This is a genomic window from Propionigenium maris DSM 9537, from assembly GCF_027925155.1.
Lineage (GTDB): Bacteria > Fusobacteriota > Fusobacteriia > Fusobacteriales > Fusobacteriaceae > Propionigenium > Propionigenium maris.
Window position 1 is genome coordinate 40,224 of sequence record NZ_BSDY01000016.1, and the last position, 18,726, is coordinate 58,949.

Annotated in this window: 23 protein-coding genes; all 23 read left to right on the plus strand. The window is 38.8% G+C overall.

Annotated features, from left to right (window positions below):
- Positions 1 to 84 precede the first annotated feature (84 nt).
- The 23 genes from QMG11_RS14400 to QMG11_RS14510 all read left to right on the plus strand — a co-directional run bounded on the left by QMG11_RS14400 (position 85) and on the right by QMG11_RS14510 (position 18,724).
- On the plus strand, positions 85 to 1,335 hold the full coding sequence (locus QMG11_RS14400; protein WP_496435407.1) for a DNA methyltransferase: 1,251 nt from the start codon (positions 85 to 87) through the stop codon (positions 1,333 to 1,335).
- A gap of 4 nt (positions 1,336 to 1,339) precedes the next feature.
- Entirely contained in the window at positions 1,340 to 2,431 is a 1,092-nt protein-coding gene (locus QMG11_RS14405; protein ID WP_281836908.1) for a phage/plasmid replication domain-containing protein, read from the plus strand.
- 256 nt (positions 2,432 to 2,687) lie between these two features.
- On the plus strand, positions 2,688 to 2,876 hold the full coding sequence (locus QMG11_RS14410) for a hypothetical protein (protein ID WP_281836910.1): 189 nt from the start codon (positions 2,688 to 2,690) through the stop codon (positions 2,874 to 2,876).
- Entirely contained in the window at positions 2,876 to 3,382 is a 507-nt protein-coding gene (locus QMG11_RS14415; RefSeq protein WP_281836912.1) for a hypothetical protein, read from the plus strand. Before QMG11_RS14410 ends, QMG11_RS14415 begins: the two co-directional genes overlap by 1 nt.
- 123 nt (positions 3,383 to 3,505) lie before the next feature.
- Positions 3,506 to 3,976: a hypothetical protein gene (locus tag QMG11_RS14420; RefSeq protein ID WP_281836915.1), complete on the plus strand. Its 471-nt coding sequence runs from the start codon at positions 3,506 to 3,508 to the stop codon at positions 3,974 to 3,976.
- Positions 3,954 to 5,732: a phage terminase large subunit family protein gene (locus QMG11_RS14425; protein WP_281836916.1), complete on the plus strand. Its 1,779-nt coding sequence runs from the start codon at positions 3,954 to 3,956 to the stop codon at positions 5,730 to 5,732. Before QMG11_RS14420 ends, QMG11_RS14425 begins: the two co-directional genes overlap by 23 nt.
- 10 nt (positions 5,733 to 5,742) lie before the next feature.
- Positions 5,743 to 5,985, plus strand: coding sequence for a DUF6148 family protein (locus tag QMG11_RS14430; protein ID WP_281836917.1), 243 nt, complete (start codon positions 5,743 to 5,745; stop codon positions 5,983 to 5,985).
- An 8-nt stretch (positions 5,986 to 5,993) separates the two neighbouring features.
- A complete protein-coding gene (locus QMG11_RS14435; RefSeq protein WP_281836918.1) occupies positions 5,994 to 7,499 on the plus strand; it encodes a phage portal protein in 1,506 nt (501 codons plus the stop codon).
- A complete protein-coding gene (locus QMG11_RS14440) occupies positions 7,500 to 8,645 on the plus strand; it encodes a head maturation protease, ClpP-related (RefSeq protein ID WP_281836919.1) in 1,146 nt (381 codons plus the stop codon).
- Between the two features lie 11 nt (positions 8,646 to 8,656).
- Positions 8,657 to 9,001 (plus strand): hypothetical protein, encoded by a 345-nt coding sequence (locus tag QMG11_RS14445; RefSeq protein ID WP_281836920.1) that lies wholly within the window; start codon positions 8,657 to 8,659, stop codon positions 8,999 to 9,001.
- A gap of 11 nt (positions 9,002 to 9,012) precedes the next feature.
- Positions 9,013 to 10,020, plus strand: coding sequence for a major capsid protein (locus QMG11_RS14450; protein ID WP_281836921.1), 1,008 nt, complete (start codon positions 9,013 to 9,015; stop codon positions 10,018 to 10,020).
- Positions 10,021 to 10,377, plus strand: coding sequence for a hypothetical protein (locus QMG11_RS14455; protein WP_281836922.1), 357 nt, complete (start codon positions 10,021 to 10,023; stop codon positions 10,375 to 10,377).
- On the plus strand, positions 10,378 to 10,713 hold the full coding sequence (locus tag QMG11_RS14460; protein ID WP_281836924.1) for a hypothetical protein: 336 nt from the start codon (positions 10,378 to 10,380) through the stop codon (positions 10,711 to 10,713).
- Positions 10,710 to 11,288: a phage tail protein gene (locus tag QMG11_RS14465; protein WP_281836926.1), complete on the plus strand. Its 579-nt coding sequence runs from the start codon at positions 10,710 to 10,712 to the stop codon at positions 11,286 to 11,288. The genes QMG11_RS14460 and QMG11_RS14465 overlap by 4 nt, the downstream gene beginning before the upstream one ends.
- Positions 11,288 to 11,767 carry a hypothetical protein gene (locus QMG11_RS14470; protein ID WP_281836928.1) on the plus strand — a complete coding sequence of 160 codons (480 nt, stop codon included), beginning with the start codon at positions 11,288 to 11,290 and terminating at the stop codon, positions 11,765 to 11,767. The genes QMG11_RS14465 and QMG11_RS14470 overlap by 1 nt, the downstream gene beginning before the upstream one ends.
- Before the next feature lie 9 nt (positions 11,768 to 11,776).
- Positions 11,777 to 12,073, plus strand: coding sequence for a hypothetical protein (locus QMG11_RS14475; RefSeq protein WP_281836929.1), 297 nt, complete (start codon positions 11,777 to 11,779; stop codon positions 12,071 to 12,073).
- Positions 12,073 to 13,494, plus strand: coding sequence for a phage tail sheath family protein (locus QMG11_RS14480; RefSeq protein WP_281836931.1), 1,422 nt, complete (start codon positions 12,073 to 12,075; stop codon positions 13,492 to 13,494). Before QMG11_RS14475 ends, QMG11_RS14480 begins: the two co-directional genes overlap by 1 nt.
- Positions 13,494 to 14,012, plus strand: coding sequence for a phage major tail tube protein (locus QMG11_RS14485; RefSeq protein WP_281836933.1), 519 nt, complete (start codon positions 13,494 to 13,496; stop codon positions 14,010 to 14,012). The genes QMG11_RS14480 and QMG11_RS14485 overlap by 1 nt, the downstream gene beginning before the upstream one ends.
- A 48-nt stretch (positions 14,013 to 14,060) precedes the next feature.
- Positions 14,061 to 14,399, plus strand: coding sequence for a phage tail assembly protein (locus tag QMG11_RS14490; protein ID WP_281836935.1), 339 nt, complete (start codon positions 14,061 to 14,063; stop codon positions 14,397 to 14,399).
- A 156-nt stretch (positions 14,400 to 14,555) separates the two neighbouring features.
- Positions 14,556 to 16,940: a phage tail tape measure protein gene (locus QMG11_RS14495; RefSeq protein ID WP_281836937.1), complete on the plus strand. Its 2,385-nt coding sequence runs from the start codon at positions 14,556 to 14,558 to the stop codon at positions 16,938 to 16,940.
- Positions 16,933 to 17,145, plus strand: coding sequence for a tail protein X (locus tag QMG11_RS14500; protein WP_281836939.1), 213 nt, complete (start codon positions 16,933 to 16,935; stop codon positions 17,143 to 17,145). The genes QMG11_RS14495 and QMG11_RS14500 overlap by 8 nt, the downstream gene beginning before the upstream one ends.
- The gene (locus QMG11_RS14505) at positions 17,142 to 18,176 is read left to right on the plus strand and encodes a phage late control D family protein (protein ID WP_281836941.1); all 1,035 of its coding nucleotides are present in this window, start codon (positions 17,142 to 17,144) and stop codon (positions 18,174 to 18,176) included. Before QMG11_RS14500 ends, QMG11_RS14505 begins: the two co-directional genes overlap by 4 nt.
- The gene (locus tag QMG11_RS14510; RefSeq protein WP_281836943.1) at positions 18,176 to 18,724 is read left to right on the plus strand and encodes a phage baseplate assembly protein V; all 549 of its coding nucleotides are present in this window, start codon (positions 18,176 to 18,178) and stop codon (positions 18,722 to 18,724) included. The genes QMG11_RS14505 and QMG11_RS14510 overlap by 1 nt, the downstream gene beginning before the upstream one ends.
- Positions 18,725 to 18,726: the final 2 nt, after the last annotated feature.

Sequence of the window (18,726 nt, forward strand, 5' to 3'; positions counted from 1 at the left end):
ATCCTTATCTTAAAGTATGAGCTGGTTTAATCGTCTTTTAGGCAATATCAGCTCACCCTTTGGGATAAGGATAAAAGTGAGGAGGTGGATATGAAGATTGAAAAGGTTAATATTACAGAGTTAGTTCCTTATGCAAACAATGCCAAGGAACATCCTCAGGAACAAATAGATAAGATAAAAGCGAGTATAAAGGAGTTTGGCTTCAATGACCCCATAGCTATAGATGAAAACAATGTCATCATAGAGGGGCATGGAAGACTTATAGCACTGCAGCAGATGGGAAGTGAAGTAGTAGATGTTATAAGGCTAGAGCATCTATCTGAAGTACAGAAAAAGCAATATATTCTAGCTCACAACAAGCTGACTATGGATACAGGTTTTAATATGGAGATGCTAGAGCTAGAAATAGAAGCCATAAGAGTTATGGATGGCGATCTCATCCTCACCGGATTTGATTTAGATGAGATAAAAGATATAAATCTTAATCTAAGTGAAGCCATAGAAGAGATTCAAGAAGATGAGGTTCCAGAAGTCGATCTAGAGAGGGAGCCCTTCTCACAATTAGGTGATCTATGGAAGCTGGGAAAGCATAAGCTATTATGCGGTAATTCTACCAACCAGCAGCATGTTAAGACTCTTATGGGAAATGAAAAAGCACAGTTAGTAGTGACTGATCCTCCGTACAACGTCAACTATGAAGGAGCTACCAAAGAGAAGCTAACAATCAAAAATGATAATATGAGCGACTCTAAGTTTTATGAGTTCTTATTGAATTCATATTCTAGGATATATGAGAGCCTGGAGGATGGTGGTGGGATCTATGTATTTCATGCAGACACTGAAGGGATGAACTTCAGAAAAGCTATGATGGAGGCGGGCTTCTACTTTGCCCAGTGCTGTGTATGGGTAAAGAATAGTTTGGTAATGGGAAGGCAAGACTACCAATGGCAGCATGAACCTATATTAGTGGGATGGAAGCCAGGGAAGGCACACAACTGGTATTTAGATAGGAAGCAGACCACAGTATGGAGGTTTGATAGACCTGTAAGAAATGATATTCATCCTACTATGAAGCCCCTTAACTTAATAGCTTATCCAATAAGAAATAGTTCAAGGCCTGGAGATATAGTTATTGACTTCTTCGGAGGTAGTGGATCTACCCTTATGGCCTGTGAAGAAACCAAAAGAGTTTGCAGGACTATGGAGCTAGATCCTAGATATGTAGATGCAATAGTTAAAAGGTATCTATCTAGTAGAAGAGAGGATATCAAGCTAGTTCGTGAAGGCAAAGAGATTTCTTTAGAAGAGATAAGAGCTCCCTTATTTGAGGAGTGATTAGATGGAATTAGATCTGAGGAGAGTGTGTAGGATAGGAATCGACAGGATAGTTATTAGCAATATAGAGTTTACTTCCCCCTCACAAGCCTCAATGAGTATAGAGGGGGAGGACTGGATAGGAGAAAGGGTCAAGCTAGAGGATGACTACTATACTTTAGAAAAGGTGGAAAAACTTCAAGACAATGGAAAGCATACAGTATGGAGTAATCTTTCCTTCAATCCAAATAAGGTATTGGAGGGTCACAATATAACAAATGCAAGAGGGGTTGAGTTGAAAGAAGCCCTGGCTATGATATTGGATGAACTAGCACAAAATAAGGTAGAGGTTGATATCTCAAGAGCTATTATTAGTGAGATAGAAATAAATATAAACCTTGTGGTCAAGTTTGAAGAATATCTTCAGGTCTTGGCATTGTTATTTTTAAATCTTCAAAGGTTAAGAAAGATAAGCAATAGACAAAAGACACTGCAATATAAGAACTTATTTAAGGACTCCACCCTTGATGGTGGATGGAACAATCATGGAGTACGAGCCTATGACAAGATAGAGGAATTGCAAAAAGAAGCAGCCTTCAACAAGCAAAAAGTTGTATTACCCAAGATAGATCTACTGCGTATAGAGTGGTGGCTGCTAAGTAGCTCATATAGTTACTACACAGAGAAGCTAGGAAAGGACAACACCTTAAAAGCCTTATTAGCAGATGACTCGATCATAGATAATATCTTTAGAGAACTATCACATAACAAACTGTTTGTAGATGCATATAACTGTCTAGAGAAGGAGATCGTACCAAGGTTAGAAGCAGAGTACCTTGCTTTTAAGAGGAGCTCTAAACTAGCTAAAAAAAGCGGGAGAAGAGTCCCCACCAATGTGTATAAACACCTATTAGAAAACTATTGGGTATTTGATTATGAACACCTCATAGATATAGTTAAAAAGCATGATAGTAAGCATAAAGGAAGAGAAATCAAGAGAATAAAAGACAAATATTTTCACTTAAATAACATGGAAAAATTAAGTTATTTAGTGGAAATAATTTTTCCCCACAAATCCCGAAAAGTGGGGAAGAATCTCCCAGGCATAATCGTCTAATAACACTATATTTTATAGGGGTTACACAGAGGAGTGAATAGAAATTTAATTCAAGATATTCCCTAGAGAATTCTTTATAATGAGCTCAAAAATACCAAGGGGTTTATGACAAAAAAATGACACCAGAATAGAAATACATGGAGGTGATCTTATTTTAATCTTACTGGAGATAGATCAACTAAAAAAACTAATGGAAACTGCAGAGAAATATGGAATTAGTACTCTATCAACAGATAACAAGAATGAGACTATAAGCATGTTGGCAAACACGTATATCTACACATGCAATAACCCATTCTTTACTGTAGAGAGTACAAAGGATGTAGAGGAGCTAAGAAAGAGAATTATCCAGTACATAAACACAGAGGAGTGCATGGGTGAGAAGATCATAGACCTCATGGAAAACAGACTCTTTATAGGCCTTAGTACCTTGAGGGATGATTGATGGCTAAATATAAAAAAATACCTACTCAATTAAAGACTGAGATAAAGAAAGCCTATGAAGCTGGAGTCGACTTAGTAGATCTATCGATAAAGTATACAGTGAATTATGGAACCCTCAGAAACATAGCCAGCAAGGAAGAGTGGCAGAAGGGAAAGAGTAAAGCAATCCTGCAGCAGGCAATCATTGAGGATGATATAAGCAAGAGAGTAGAGTTGAGGGATGAAATAATTGGTTATTATCAAAACCTCCATAAATCAAACCTATCATATCTAATGGAGCTAGAAAGAAAAGGTGAAAGGCCACTTGTTAAGTCAAAAGAGGAAGCCCTGAAGAATAGGATAATGGCAACCTCTGAGTTATTCAAACTAGGCAAAGAACTATTTAGTATCTTAACACCACTGGAGCAGGTGGAGCTTGATCTCAAGAGAGTAAAGTATGAGGTAGGGAAGAGAGCAATAAAGGATGGAGTAGGAGTGATGTTTCTCAGCGATAAGGAGGACGGATAAGTTTTGGGTCCTTCTGGGGAATTTTAAAAGGTTTGTGCGGTGGGGAGGCTCGGGCTCTTCCTTGTGACAGATTTTTTTTTAGGCAGTTCCGATTGAAAATTCCCAGATATATTTGGAGGAGATATGCAGGAGATTTATGCAGATATAAAGTTTTTATCAAGAAGATTTAAAATTTCAGAAAGGTATGCAAGGGATATATTTTTAGATGCTAGGAATAAGAAGGGGAGCTATGACTTCCTGGAGTGCATTAATCTCTATATTGCGTATAGGGATAAACAGTTTGAAGAAGTAGATGCAAAGCGGGACAAGCTTGTGGATATTAAGGCTGAAGCTGCTCAGTTCAAATTAGATGTGCTAAAGAAAAAATATATTCCAGTGGATGAAGTAGAAATCATACTTGGCGAGGTAACCAGTATGACTAAATCAAAAGTGAGAGCTATTCCTAGTAAAGCAGCACGGCTTTTAGAAGGAGAGACTGAAAGATTAAAGATAGAGTCAGTTTTAAAAACATTTACAGATGAGATTCTAAATAGCTTATCAGAATACAAAGATCTGGAATGGGAGGAGAGAGATGAGGAAGGTATCAAAGATTAATAGCAGAACTTTAAAAATATTAAGAAGAGCTCTCAAAGGCTTTAAGCCTCCTAAGAATCTTAAGGTATCGGAGTGGGCTGATAAGTATAGGGAACTAGCAAGTGAGTCATCTGCTGAAACTGGAAGGTGGAATACAGATAGAACCCCATATTTAGAAAGAATAATGAATTGTATCAGTGAGAATCATATAACTGAAATAACTCTAATGTTCTCAGCGCAAACAGGGAAAACAGAGGCAATTCTAAACACCATTGGAAGATACATGCATCTAGATCCGTGTCCAATAATGGTAGTGCAACCTACGGTAGATATGGCGAAAGCTTTTTCTAAGGACAGAATAGCACCAATGATAAGGGTTACAAAAGTTCTTAAGGACATAGTTCGGGATCCAAGAAGTAGGGATTCAGGAAATACAGTAATGCAAAAGATATTTCCAGGGGGACATATAACTTTTGTAGGAGCTAATTCCCCCTCATCCCTGGCTTCAAGACCTATAAGAATAGTTCTTTCAGATGAGGTAGATAGATTTCCAGAATCAGCAGGAAAAGAGGGAGACCCCCTAACCCTGGCAGAGAAGAGAACTACAACATTCTGGAACAAAAAGCATGTCAGAGTATCTACTCCTACCATTAAAGGAAATTCAAAAATAGAAGATTTATATAATGTGTCTTCTAAAGAGAGATGGAATCTTCCTTGCCCTAGCTGTGGAGAGTTTCAACCGCTGGAATGGGACAAAGTTAAATGGGGAGAGAACATTGAAGGAATTGTAATGGAATGTGAAACTTGTGGTTCTCTTCACACCGAGAAGGAATGGAAGAGCGAGAATCAATTGAATGGAAAATGGATAGCAGAGTTCCCAGAAAATCCACACAAAGGCTTCCATTTAAATGAATTGGCTTCACCTTTTAGGACTTGGGAAGATGTTAGAAAGGACTATCTAGAGGCTAAAGGGAATCCAGAAAAGCTAAAAGCATGGACAAACACTTCTCTCGGTGAAACATGGGAAGAAGAAATAAAAGACAAGATAGATTATCAAGCACTTTACGATAAGAGGATACCTTACCCGGCAGATCTACCTAATGAAGTATTAATCCTGACTGCAGGAGTGGATGTGCAGGACGACAGACTGGAGATAGAAGTAGTAGGCTGGGGACTAGGTGAGAGATCCTATGGAATTGAGTATAAAAAGTTCTATGGAAACCCTGCTAAAGATGAGGTATGGGAAAAGCTAGATGGTTACCTTCAAAAGGATTTTTATTATGCTGATGGATCACATTTAAATATTACCAATACATGCATAGATACAGGGGGACATCACACTAAAAAGACCTATGACTTTATAGCTCCAAGAGAAAGTAAGAGGGTATTTGGTATCAAGGGTAGAGGGGGAGATGGAGTCCCTATTATCAATAAGCCTAGAAAAGATAAGACAAATAAGATTCACCTCATTCCAATAGGGGTAAATGCTTTGAAAGATCTACTCTTTTCCAGACTGAAAATAGAGAGTGGACCAGGGACTTGTTATTTCCCTACCAACCCAGATAAAAATTACGATATTAAATATTTTAGATCTTTAACAGCTGAAGTTAAGACCTTTGAAAACGGAAAGATTGTCTGGAAGCAGATAAGAGATAGAAATGAGGGGATAGACCTTAGAGACTATGCAACTGCTGCATTTACTTTACTAAGAGTCAACTTAGAGAAATTGTCAGAGCTGAGAGCTAAGAATAATGCAGGAAAGATAGGAAGATTATAGGTTGTCCGCAGTGCAGACAAAAGGAGAAAAGATGATACTGGAAGAAGCGAAAAGAAGGCTTGCCATGTGGCTAGAAGCGGAGGAAGCAGTTGCCATAGGAGGGCAGAGCTATGAAACTCAAGGTGGCAGAAAGCTTACTAGAGCCAATATAAGCGAAATCAGGAAGTATGTTGAGTATTATGAGCGGAAGGTAGCAAGTTTAAGTGGAAAATCAAAGATGGGGCGCAGAGTCATCTTTAGAGATGATTTATAGGAGAAAAAATGAATCTAATCGACAGAGTGATAAATGAGATCAGCCCCAGAGCAGGGCTAAAAAGAGCCTATGCAAGACAAGGGCTAGAAATAATCAATAAGGGGTATAGTCATCACGGAGCAAGTAAAACAAAGAGCACATTTCTCTCCTGGATACTAGGGAGAGGCGGGCCTGATGAAGATATAGTGTCTAACCAAAAAGAGCTTATAAAGAGATCTCGTGACCTGTATATGGGGACTCCATTAGGGTGTGGAATCCCTAAGAAATTTAGAGCTAATGTAATTGGAGCAGGACTTGTTCCAAAGCCTGTAATTGATTATGAATTTTTAGGACTTAAAAGAGAAGAAGCACTTGAAATAGAAAGGACCATCAAAAGAGAGTTTGAACTATGGGCAGGATCTCCCAATGCAGACAGTATGAGGATGCACACATTTTATATGTTGCAGGCTTTAACAACATTAAGCTGGGCGATGAATGGAGATGTTTTCGCTATTCCTGTCTTAAAAAATAGGCAAGGAGTCAGAAGCAAGTTGTCTATCCAGGTTGTAGAAGCTGACAGAGTAATGAATCCTTTTGAAGGAAGTAGTGATGCTGACATAAAAGGCGGTGTTGAACTAAGTGCTACAGGGGAGCTAGTGGCTTATCACGTAGCTGATAAACATCCAGGAGATGAGTATACGTACTCTACAAAAAGAATAGAGGCTTTTGGAAAGACTGGAAGAAGAAATATCCTCCACCTATTCGAACCAGAAAGGCCAGGACAAAGGAGAGGAGTCCCAGTGATAGCACCTGTGGTGGAAGCATTGAAGCAATTAGGAAGATATTCAAAAGCTGAATTAGATGCAGCTATCATAAGCGGGATATTTGGGACATTTGTAAAGAGTGACAGAGGAGAGGATGGAGAATTTGGAGCACTAGGGGGAGTAGAAGAAGGAGAGAAAATAACTGATTCATCAAAGCTGGAAGTATCATCAAGTAGTCTTCAGACATTAAACCCAGGAGAGGATATTGTAACAGTATCTCCTTCAAGACCTAATGCACAATATAAATCTTTCGTAGATTCAATAATTGAGGAAATAGGCTGTGCTTTGGAAATCCCTAAGGAAGTATTACTAAATAGGTTTGAAAGCTCTTATTCAGCTAGTAGGGCAGCTATAGAGGAGGCCTGGAAGAGATTTGTAGCAGTCAGAAGGTTAATTAATGATTATTTCAATCAACCGATCTATGAGGAATTTGTCTTGGAGCTTGTAGCAGATGGAAAGATCAAAGCTCCTGGATTTTTTGAAGATGAGCTTAAGAGAAAAGCATACTGTAAAGCTATGTGGGTAGGGCCTAAAAAGGCTAGTCTTGATCCTTTTAAAGAGGTTAAGGCGGCACAAATAAGAGTACAGGAACACTTTACCACGAGGGAGATTGAATGTCAGGAGTACGGAAATGACTTCGAAGAGGTAATTAAGCAAAGAGGGAATGAAGAGAGGCTGATAAGGGAACTAAACATAGAAGGAGGGGAATAGATGCCGGGGGAACATAAAAAAGTAGGGAAGTTCTGGAACTTTTCTACAAACAAAGAAACAAAAGAAACAGATATTTATATTTATGGAGCAATTACTAAGTGGGCCTGGAAAGAATTAGGGGAAGTTAGTTCACAAGCTTTTGTAAGAGAGTTGCATGCAATAAATGCAAAGGACACAGAAATAATAAATCTTAATATTAACTCGCCTGGTGGAAATGTTTTTGAGGCTCATGCCATAGCAAATAGTTTAAAAAGGTATGCAGCTAAAAACAATATCAAGACAATAGGTACTATTGATGGTATTGGAGCAAGTGCAGCTAGTTATTTAGGAGTGTCGTGCCAGGAAACAAGGATGTGCCTTGGGGCTGAAATGATGATTCACAATCCTTCAGGGCTTGCTATGGGAGAAGCTAAAGATTTTAGGGAAGGGGCGGATAAATTAGACAAAATAAAAGAAGATATAATCGATGTTTACATGACTAAAAGTAACCTTACAAGAGAAGAAATATCTGACATGATGGATAAAACCACATGGATGAATCCTGAAGAAGCTTTAGCAAATGGATTTATAGATAAAATAGAAGACTTCAGTAACTTAGGAACTATTGAAAATTTTGAAGAATTTGAAATCCTAAATTCTTATGACAATACTCCTGAAGGTCTTATTGAAAACTTGAGAAATAGAGGGAAAATCACTGAGCCTAAAGAACCTGAAGTGAAGCCGGTAAATGAGTCAAAGATAAAAAATACAGTAAATGAGGGGGAAAAGATGACAAAGGATGAGCTAAAAAATAAATATCCAGAGCTTTACAATGAAATCTATAACGAAGGTAAGGAAGCAGGAGTATCTGAAGGAGTTACTAACGAAAGAACCAGACTCCAAAAGCTGGATAATCTAAATACTAAAAATGGAGGAGCTGAGATAGTAGCCAAGGCAAAGTATGAGGAAGTTAAAAATGCTGAAGAAGTAGCTATGGAGATCCTTAATTCCGATACGTTTAAAGCAACTTCAGAAATACATGAAAGACAGGAAGATTTTGAGAACAGTGGAGCCAAAGGAGTAGGGCAGCCCACACCAACGAACACTGGTGAAGAACTTGATGAAGCAATATTGAATGCAGCTGCAGCTGGATATGAAGCTGTATAAGGAGGGGAAGAATGAAAAATACAATAACAACTTTTGAATGGGAGGCAGCTAAGGCGGGCCTTTTTCCCGAAGTAGTAGGAAAAGCAATAATAAAGTCAGGAGCCGTATTAGAAGCGGGATCCCTCCTTGGAGAGCATTCTGATGGGACAAGTAACATAGCAGGGGAAGTCGATTATACAGATATCAATGCGATACTCATCGAAGATGTAGACGCTACTGCAGGAGACACTGAGGTAGATGTGATACTTACAGGAGAGTATAACCAGGAATATCTTAAGGTTAAAGAAGACAGCGATATAAAAAGCTTTATCAAGGCTGCTAGAAAGAACTCTATTTTTATAAAAGAAGTTTATTAACGGAGGGAATAATGGGAATTTATAACAGCAAAACAATTAGAAAAATAAGAAAGAAACAGAAGGTTAAGAGAAGCTTTTTAAGGGATTTATTCTTTCCAACAAGAGTAACAGTAGGGGAGGAGGAAGTCTGGCTAGAAACAACAGCTAATGGTAACCAGGTAGCACCTATAGTATCTCCGATAGAAGATGGTAGGGTAGTAAAAGAAAAAGCGATAAGTACTAATGCAATAACAGCTCCTAGCATATCTCCTAAGTATGTATTAACGCCTAGAGATGCGTTTAAAAGGGATGCTGGAGATAGTCTTAATGATGGTAAAAGTGCAAGTTTAAGAATGGCAACTAGGGTTGGAAAGATCTTAGGAAATCAAGAAAATCAAATCACTAACAAAGAGGAGCTGTTTGCAGGACAGTTTTTAAGTGAAGGAAAGATTACTTCTTCATCAGGAGACCATCCATATGAGATTGATTATAAGATGTCAAATAAGGGGACTTTAGGAGTTGGAGAAACTTGGGATGTAAACACAATAAAAGCATTAGACGATCTTGATGGATTTATTGTAGAGGCTGAAAAATACGGAACAAAAGTAGGGGCAGTGGTAATGGATGGAAAGGCTTCATCAGCTTTTGTAAACAACCCTCAAACATTAGAATACTTAGATAACAGAAGGTTGGAAGCAATTGAATCTAAGCAAAAGGACCTGGCTCCAGGAGTAGCCTATATAGGTTTCTATAAGAAGAGATCTGTTCATATATATCAATATGATAGAACACTAGAAGAAAATGGTGCGATCAAACCTATTATCCCAGAGGGGACAATAGTGGGAGGTCCTACTTATGGTGAAGTCCTGTATGCTCCGGTTGTTTACTTTAAAGATGGAGGGAAGGATATTCACGAGGAAATTAGACACTCAAGGGTGAGTATAAGTAAAAATGGAAAAGAAAAATCTATTTCAACTGAGTCAAGGCCTGTTTTCCAGCCTTCAGACATGTCAGCTTACTTCTCATGGAAGGTGGTGTAAATGAAAAGGTTTATTCGAAAATATAGGACAGCTAAAAAGACATATGAAATAGGAGATCTTGTAGACATAAAGGATGAGAAAGTCCTGGAGAGTCTTATAGCCAACGGTACTGTAAAGGAATTTAAAGAAAGTAAAAATCCTCTTGAAAAAAGAATTGAGGAGCTGGAGGCAGAAAATAAGAACCTTAAAAAGTCTCAGGAAGACAAGGCACCTCTTTCTTTTGCTGAGCTCATGAAAATGACTGTTCCTGATCTTGATGGAGTTGATGAAAAGCTAGATATAAAAACTACTGGAAATAAAGCAGAGAGAGCAGCGGAGGTTTGGGCCAAGTTAAGCGAAGGTTATGAGGTTAAGTAGATGGTAACCTTTAAGGATTACCTTAACAAGGATATCGCTAATACCTTTTTTAATTCAAATGAATTTGCAGAGAAGGTGGTTATAGAAGGAATTGAGATGACCGTTCTCTTTGAGGAGGAACAATCAAAAAGAACTAGGAAAAAAAGTACCTATGACTATGGGTATAGTAATAATTCAGAGGCCACTAAAATAGTTTCTTTAAAGGAGAGCGATTATGCTCTCCTAGGGAGTCCAGGAAGAGAGGAGAGACTTCTTATAGGCTCTATTTCCTATGAGATAGTTGAAACCGAGGAAGATGATGGGGTTATAAACCTGAAGGTGAAGGTGTACCGGTGATATTTGTAGACCAAAAAGAGTTTGAAAAAGCTAAGAAAGAACTAGAAGGGATTAGCGAGCGGGCTGGATCTGCCTTGAGTGTGGTGACAGCAAGGCTAGTAAATGAAGCAGCCAAAGAAGCAAAGAGGGAAGTTGTAAAGAAAATTATAGAGGAATACTTCATAGATAAAAAACCCATAAAAGAATCCTTAACAATAACTTCAGCAAAGCCAGGGAACATTGAAGCAAAGCTTGAAAACAACCGGAAGAGAAACAAGGACAGGTTCACCTTAGCAAGGTTTAAGGTAGAAGTTCCCTCCAATGGGCCTATAAAGGTAGCTCAAAGTAGAAGCGGAGGATTAAAGGAACTGAAGAGAGCTTTCTTGGGAGAAAAAAGGAATCAACCGGGAAATATGCAAGTCTTCAGAAGGTCTGGCCCCAACAGATATCCTATGGATGTGGAGCGGAGTTACTCAGTGGGAGGGATGATAGGAGCCTCTAACCTGGATAAGTATATAGAGGAGACTGCCCAGGAGTATGTGGACGAGAGGTTCCCTCAGATGGTGGATGAATATTTTGAAAAGGCAGGGAAATAATGTCAATTAGAAATCTGGAAGAGGAAATAAAAAAAAGAATTAAGGAATCAACCAAGGGAATAAAACTCATTGATATTGAAGGAGAGTACGTAGATCCTCTTATTGAGATCGGAGCACTTCCCAAGAAGGCAGCTAAAGGAAATCCTTATATCCTGATACAGACAACCTACGTTGGGGATGAGGCCAATGAGAGTGATGTAGAAGTAGCAGTCCTTTACGGAACTGTAGGAATGAGCGAAGCAGATCATAGAAATGAAGAAAAAATGAAACAGACATATGCCTATGGGCATTGGGATGTGATTTCTATCATAGATAAAATTAGAGAAAACTTTTTAAAGGATACAAACTTTAATTTTGGTCACTTAAAAAGGAAGATGAAGCACGAGGTTTTTGGAGAGGTAAAATTCCCTTATTACCTAGGGGAAAGTAAGCTGAATTTTACTGTGGCAACAGTAGCACCTCAAGATGATTACCTGTAAGGAGGAAGAATGTCTGAAAAGAAAAAGACAATGGAAAGAAAGGAAACAAAAGCCAAGCCAAAAAAGAGACCACCTATTTTTTATATAGGACCTACTGTAAGAAGAGGGATCCTGGAGGAAGGTATGGCTTTTAGAGGAGGGCTCCCAAAAGAAGTAGAGGAGCTGAAGGAGAAGTATCCATTAACAGCTCCTCTTTTCATTGAAAAGAAAGACTATATAGGAGCTTGCCAACAACTCAAAATTGCTGAGTCGAGGATGAGTATCATATATGGGAAAGCCTTGGAAAGTATCAGAGGAGGTAAATAATGTCAGTAAATCACGGTGTAAGAGCAGGAGAGAGTCCTACTTCCCTGTCTACAATCTTACAGATGGGAAATACCGCTGTAGTGGTAGGGACAGCTCCTGTAAATATGGCAACTAGTCCTAAAGTCAATACACCAGTTATCTGCTATACAGAAAAAGAGGCTATAGAAGCCTTTGGGTATAGCGACGACTGGAAGAAATATACTCTTTGCGAAGCTATAGATGCATTTTTCAGGTTATTTAAAACAGGACCAGTAGTTATGATAAACGTTTTGGATCCAGCGATTCATAAAACCAGCGTAGCAGCTGCATCAGCTACTTTTGTCGATGGAATAGCAAAACTAGAAGATACAGGTGTCCTACTGGATACTTTAAAGATAACAGGAAAGGAACTAGGAACAGATTACACAGCGGCCTTTAATGAAGATGGGACTGTTAACCTTGTGGCAATAACCATAGCAGACGGAGCCCAAACTGTAGATTTTGATAAGTTAGATCCTTCTGCAGTAGATGATGATGACATCATAGGAGGAGTAGACCCAGTATCATTTAAAAATGAAGGGTTTGCCCTTATTCCTAATGTTTTCACAAAATTCAACAGAGTACCTAATATAGGGCTGGCTCCAGGGTGGAGCCATATCCCGGCAGTAGCTCAGTCTCTGGTATCAAGTATGAAAAATATCAATGAGGTCTTTAATGGAATAGCCCTCACAGATATAGAAGCAAAAACTGTGGATAGCTATAGTAAGGTTCCAGCTTGGAAGAATGATAACAGTTACATCCATGAAAACCAGTATAACTTCTGGCCTAGAGCTAGTCTAGGAGATAAAATCTATCATATATCCACTCTTGTAGCTGCCTCAATGTATGTCATAGATCAGAAAAACAAGGAGATGCCTTACGAATCGCCTTCAAACAAACCTCTTATGACTACTGGAATTTGCCTTGAAGATGGTACAGAAGTGGAGCTTAACCTAGGGCAGGCCAACTATCTAAATGACAATGGAGTGGCTACCTCGATCAACTTCAATAATGGGTGGAGGCTATGGGGGAACAGAACAGGATGCTATCCAAGCAACAGGGATATTAAAGACAACTTTATTAATAACAAGAGGATGTTTATCTGGGATAATAACAACTTTATCCTTACTTACTGGTTAGATGTAGACAAACCCGCTACACCTAAGCTGATGGATAAGATCGTAGACTCTTATAACGATTATTACAATGGTCTTGTAACCAAACAGGCGATATTGGGAGGAAGAATAGAGTTCAATCAAAATCAGAACCCCACTACAAGCCTTATGGACGGTAAATATTACTTTAAGAGATATATGGCACCTGTGGGAGTAGCAGAGCTTATAGAATCAGATCTAGAGTATGATACTGAGTATTTAAAAACACTATTTGGAGGTGGTAACTAATGTTAGGAGGAATTCCTACTTCCCTACAGGGATTTAGTGTTTATGTAGATGCATTAAAAGAGCTTGGAGTTGTGGATATAGAACTTCCTAATATCCAGTTTATGACTGATACAGTATCAGGCTCTGGAATAGCTGGGGAGATAGATATGCCAATAGCTGGTCTTACCCAGGGGATGCAGATAAAGATCAAGAAAAGGTCTCCAAATATGCAATTTTCAACACTGCTGGCCCCTAGAACTCATAACCTAACTTTTAGAGGGAAGATGCTCGTAGAGGACTCAGGACACCCGCTTTCTAAGTCAAAGGCTAGAAATATTAGAGTAGTGGCTAATGTGAAGCCAAAGGGTAAGAATCTAGGTAAGGGTGAAGTGGCAAAATCCATGGAAACTGAAGCTGAATTTGAGGTAATCAGTTTATTGGTATTTATGGATGAGATCCCTACTCTTCATATAGACAAGTTTAATAATAAATTTGTTGTGGATGGCATAAATTACCTGGACGAAGATGATTTTTTATAAGAATTAGAATGTCCGCACTTCGGACGTTCTTCTAAATATGGAGGAACAATGGGAGAACAAAATAAAAATGAAGCAAAAAATAGCGAGATTAAAATAGAGAACGGCACCATATCAATTAAATTAAGCAAAAAAATGAAGTTCAATGATGTAGAAATTGAAAAGGTTGATTTAGATCTTAACTCGTTGACTGGTGGCGATATATGTGAAGCGGAAACTAATTTTAGAGAGAGATTCTTTCAACCTATACCAGATGCAAACTACTCGCAAGCATACCAGGCTGCAGTAGCTGCAAAAGCTTCTGGGTTACCTTATGAATTCATCCTAGAGCTTAATCCTAAGGACTTCTCAAGAGTAACAGGTGCTATAAAGGGTTTTTTGTTGGGGTAGACCTTGACTCTGAAAAAAAGCTTAAGAAACTCAGAGAAGCGATACTCCTTGCAGGAAAGATAAGTAACAGTGGTGCTGATTTTTTTCTAAGCATGAAGCTTACAGAGCTAGTAAAGTGGTTGGAGGTGATCCCGACTGGGCAGTAGAGATTTCATAATGAAGATAGGAGGGAGTGTTGATCCCTCCTTAAAAAAAGCTTTTGGAAGTTCTTCTAAGGAATTGCAGAAGTTAAGCAATGAAATGAAGGATATGAAGAAGCAGGAAAGATACTTTAAAAGCCTAAGTAAAACAAGCCTTAAACTTGAAAATCAGTTTGAAAGTGGAAGGGCAGAGTATAAAAAACAGCAAATGGAGCTCATAGCAACCAGTGCCAAAGTAAGTGAGCTAAGAAAAGCGTTAGACAGTACAAAAAGACCTACCAAGGCAATGGTTAATGAGTTTAAAAGAGCAAAAAAAGCTGAAGACAAGTTGAAAACAAGCACTCAAAAGCAAAAGCAGGCGCTTGCTGAGAAGATGCGTGAGATGAAAAAAGCAAAGGAAGAAACAGCTAAGTACTCAAGATCGCAAAAAGAGCTCGCCAACTCTATGAAAAAAGTGAGGGAAGAACAAGAAAAAGTCAAAAAATATGAAGGGCTTAAGAGGTCAGTATCTGATAATGCCGGAGGGACATTTGCCAGGTCTGCTGGAGAAGCAGCAACAATAGGAGTTGCTGTAAAGTTTGCAATAGATGATGAGACTGCATTTGCTGATGTAAGGAAAACTACAGGATTAGCTGGAGAAGAGGCTGAGAGATTTAAAAAGGAATTGAAAGCAGCTACTAAGGATATTCCTAAATTTAACTCTGAGATATATGAGATTGCTGCAGCAGCTGGGCAAGCTGGAATAAAGTTAGATGAAATCCCTAAGTTTGCCGCAGATACTGCCAAGGTATCAGTAGCTTTTGATATGGATGCTAGAACATCAGGAGGTACTCTTGCAACTTGGAGAGAAGCCTTTAAAATGAGTCAGAAAGAGGTAATGGTACTTGCAGATCAGATGAATCTAATAGGAGATAGTATCAAGGTAGAACCTGCTCAAGTAGCAGAGATGACTACAGCTGTAGGATCCCTTGGAAGGATGGCTAACTTCTCTGAAGCTCAAACAGCTGCACTTGGTGGAACCCTTGTAGCATTAGGAGTAAAGGATTCAAGTACCGCTTCAACAGCTATAAGGAAGCTATATGGAACCCTTGCTTCAGGAGAAGCGGCAACTAAAAGTGTTTCCTCTGCATTTAGTAAGATGGGACTTGATGCTACCCAGGTAGCACAAGATCTTCAGAAAGACTCTGAGGGCACTCTACTGAAGGTATTTGAAGGTTTGAATAAGCTGGATAAAGCGGAACAGCTATCTGTTACAAAGGAACTGTTCGGAGAAGAAGCTATGAGTAGTATGGGGCTCTTAATAAGCAATACAAGCTTTTTAAAAGATAACTTAAAGCTTGTAGGAGATACAAGTAAGTATTCTGGAAGTGTTATGAATGAATACAATAACAAACTGGATACTACAGGCACTTCCTTAAAGTTGGTCGGAAAATCTTTAGTCAACTCAGCGGGAACTTTAACCCGAGTATTCCTTCCTCCTATAAGAAGTGGAGCCGATGCTTTAAGAACATTTAGTGATGGGCTTGCCAAGCTTTCAGAAGAGAATCCTAAGATGACAAAAGCTTTAGCATATGGAGCAGCTGGATTTGTAGGGTTAAAGTTAGGAACTAGCGGAGCTGTACTCGGGATTAAGCAACTTTCTAAAACAAAGGAAGACTTAATGTTTTTGAAAAATACAGCGATGCTGGTTAAGGATTGGAAGCAGTGGGGACCATTGTTAGGAGGACTTAAAACAGGGGTAACAGCTCTTGGAAGTGCTGGAAAAGCAATGCTATTTAATCCTTGGGTTCTAGGAATAGGCGCTGTCGTAGCAGGAGGATACCTCATATATAAAAACTGGGACCTTATAAAGTCAGGCTTTAAAACAACATATGAATATGTTACCGGTGGATTGAAGAAGCTATGGGAGCTTTGGAAAAAGTTTACTATACCGGGTAAGATTTTTAGCTTTGGAATGGATAAATATAAAGAATGGAAGGAGAAAAGAGGTAAGGATAAGGGGAACTCTACTAATACTATACCAGCCTATGCAAAAGGCGGTGTAGTAAGCAAGCCGCACCTCGCTCTAGTAGGTGATGGAAGGACTCCAGAATCGATAATTCCCCATGATAGATCAAGAAGGTCACAAGGACTGTGGTTTGATGCCGGAAAGAAGATGGGGATGTTTGCAGGAGAGGGAATCCCTGCATTAACATCTAAAGTTCAATCTAATGTGTCAAAAGTTAATTCAGAAGTTAGAAATGAAATATCAATAACATTTGCTCCAGTAATCCATGGAGGGAGCAATATACTAGAGCAACTAAAAAAAGAGTTACCACAGCTATCAAAATTAATTGAGGACCAGGTAGAAAAGGCATTACAAAAGGCTCAAAAAAATGAAAGGAGGATGAGTTTTGGATAGGAAGGTAGATATTTATACTACTCTCCAAGGAGATATGTGGGATGGAATCAGCCATAAAGTATATGGAAGTGATAGATATTCTATGGAGCTTATTAAAGCTAATATCAGGTATGCCAATGTAGTAAAGTTCAGCTCAGGAATTGACCTTATATGCCCTGATATTCCAAGCACTTCTGAAATTCTTCCTCCTTGGAGGCAACAATGAGAGCAAGAAGGAGTTACGTAAAGATAACCTATGAGGGAAAAGATATTACAGGAGAGGTCACACCATATCTACAGTCAGCATCATATACAGATAACTTAGATAAGGGGGACTCGGCAACCTTTAACCTCATGGGAGATAAGTGGATCAATGAGTGGGCTGTCCTTAAAGGGGATAAGTTTGAGTTAGAGATAGGAGTCATAAACTGGAAAGGGGAAGGAGACAACAGGATCTTGAAGTGTGGAACCTTCACAGTGGACGATATATCATTTAGTGGTGTCCCTGATAAGGTTTCTATCTCAGGGACATCGGTTGATATTAATAAAGGGCTTAAGAGTGTATCGAGGGATAGTACCTGGGAAAATGTATCACTTCGCAAAATAGCTCAGGAAATAGCTGATAGAAACTCAATGAACCTTTTTTATGATTGTGACACTGAATTTCTTTTTGACAAGGTGGATCAGGTAAAGGAATCGGATACTCAATTACTTTATCGGATCTCAAAGGAACAGGGGGCTACACTCAAAATTACTGATCTTCAAATAATAATTTTTGATGAGGAAAAATACGAGAAGGTAGAAAGTGTGCTGACCTTCTTAAAACCTAATCTTATGAACTATGAAATTAAGTGTGATGACTTTGAGATCTATGATTGTTGTGAGATTACTTATTATGATCCAGAACTCGGGGAAAGTTTAAAGGGAAGCTTTGAAGCCCCAGCTTCAGAGTTTTATAAAGTCAAAACTGGAAAGATCTTATATAAAAATATAGATACAGGAGTAACGGGAGGTACTAAGGAGGAAAAGGAAAAGTTTCTCAGAGAAAGGGCAAGAAAACTACTGAGAAGTAAAAACAAACATGAAACAGAGATAAAGTTTAAAGATATGGGGGATGTCAGTTACCTTGCTGGAATGACTATCACCTTAAATGGGTTTGGTCGATACAGTGGTGTCTATCTGATAACATCTGTAGAGCATAGCTTAGACGGAGCATACCAATGCAGCATCTCAGCGAGAAGGAGGATTGATTTCTAATGGAGTTTAGAATGATTAGAACTGGAAAGGTATCCTCTATAAATTATAAAAAATCGAGTGTTAGGGTGGTGTTTGATGATTCTCCAGGAATTGTGTCAAAGGAGCTGAAGGTACTGCTGCCGCATACCAAAGAGGAGAAGAACTATTCCATGCCTAGTCTTAGAGAAGATGTAGTCTGCATCTTTCTACCTCATGCACCAAGCACAGGGTTTGTTATAGGATCCTATAACTCGGGGAAAAACCTACCTCCAGAAATCGGGAAGGTAAAGTATATCTTCTTTCCAGATGGGACAAGAGTTAAGTATAACATGGAAACGAACCTTCTAGAGGTAGATTGTGTGGGCGATATAAATATAGCAAGTGGAAGAGTGGTTAATATTCAAGCTAGGGAAGTAAATATCACTACAGAAGCTTTTAATGTTTCTGCAGGGGAGAGTAACTTTGATCATGATATTAATTGTGCTGATGTGATAACAGATAAGGGGAGTATGAATAAGCACCCGCATACTGGAGATTCAGGTGGAAAGACTTCACTTCCATATGAATAAGG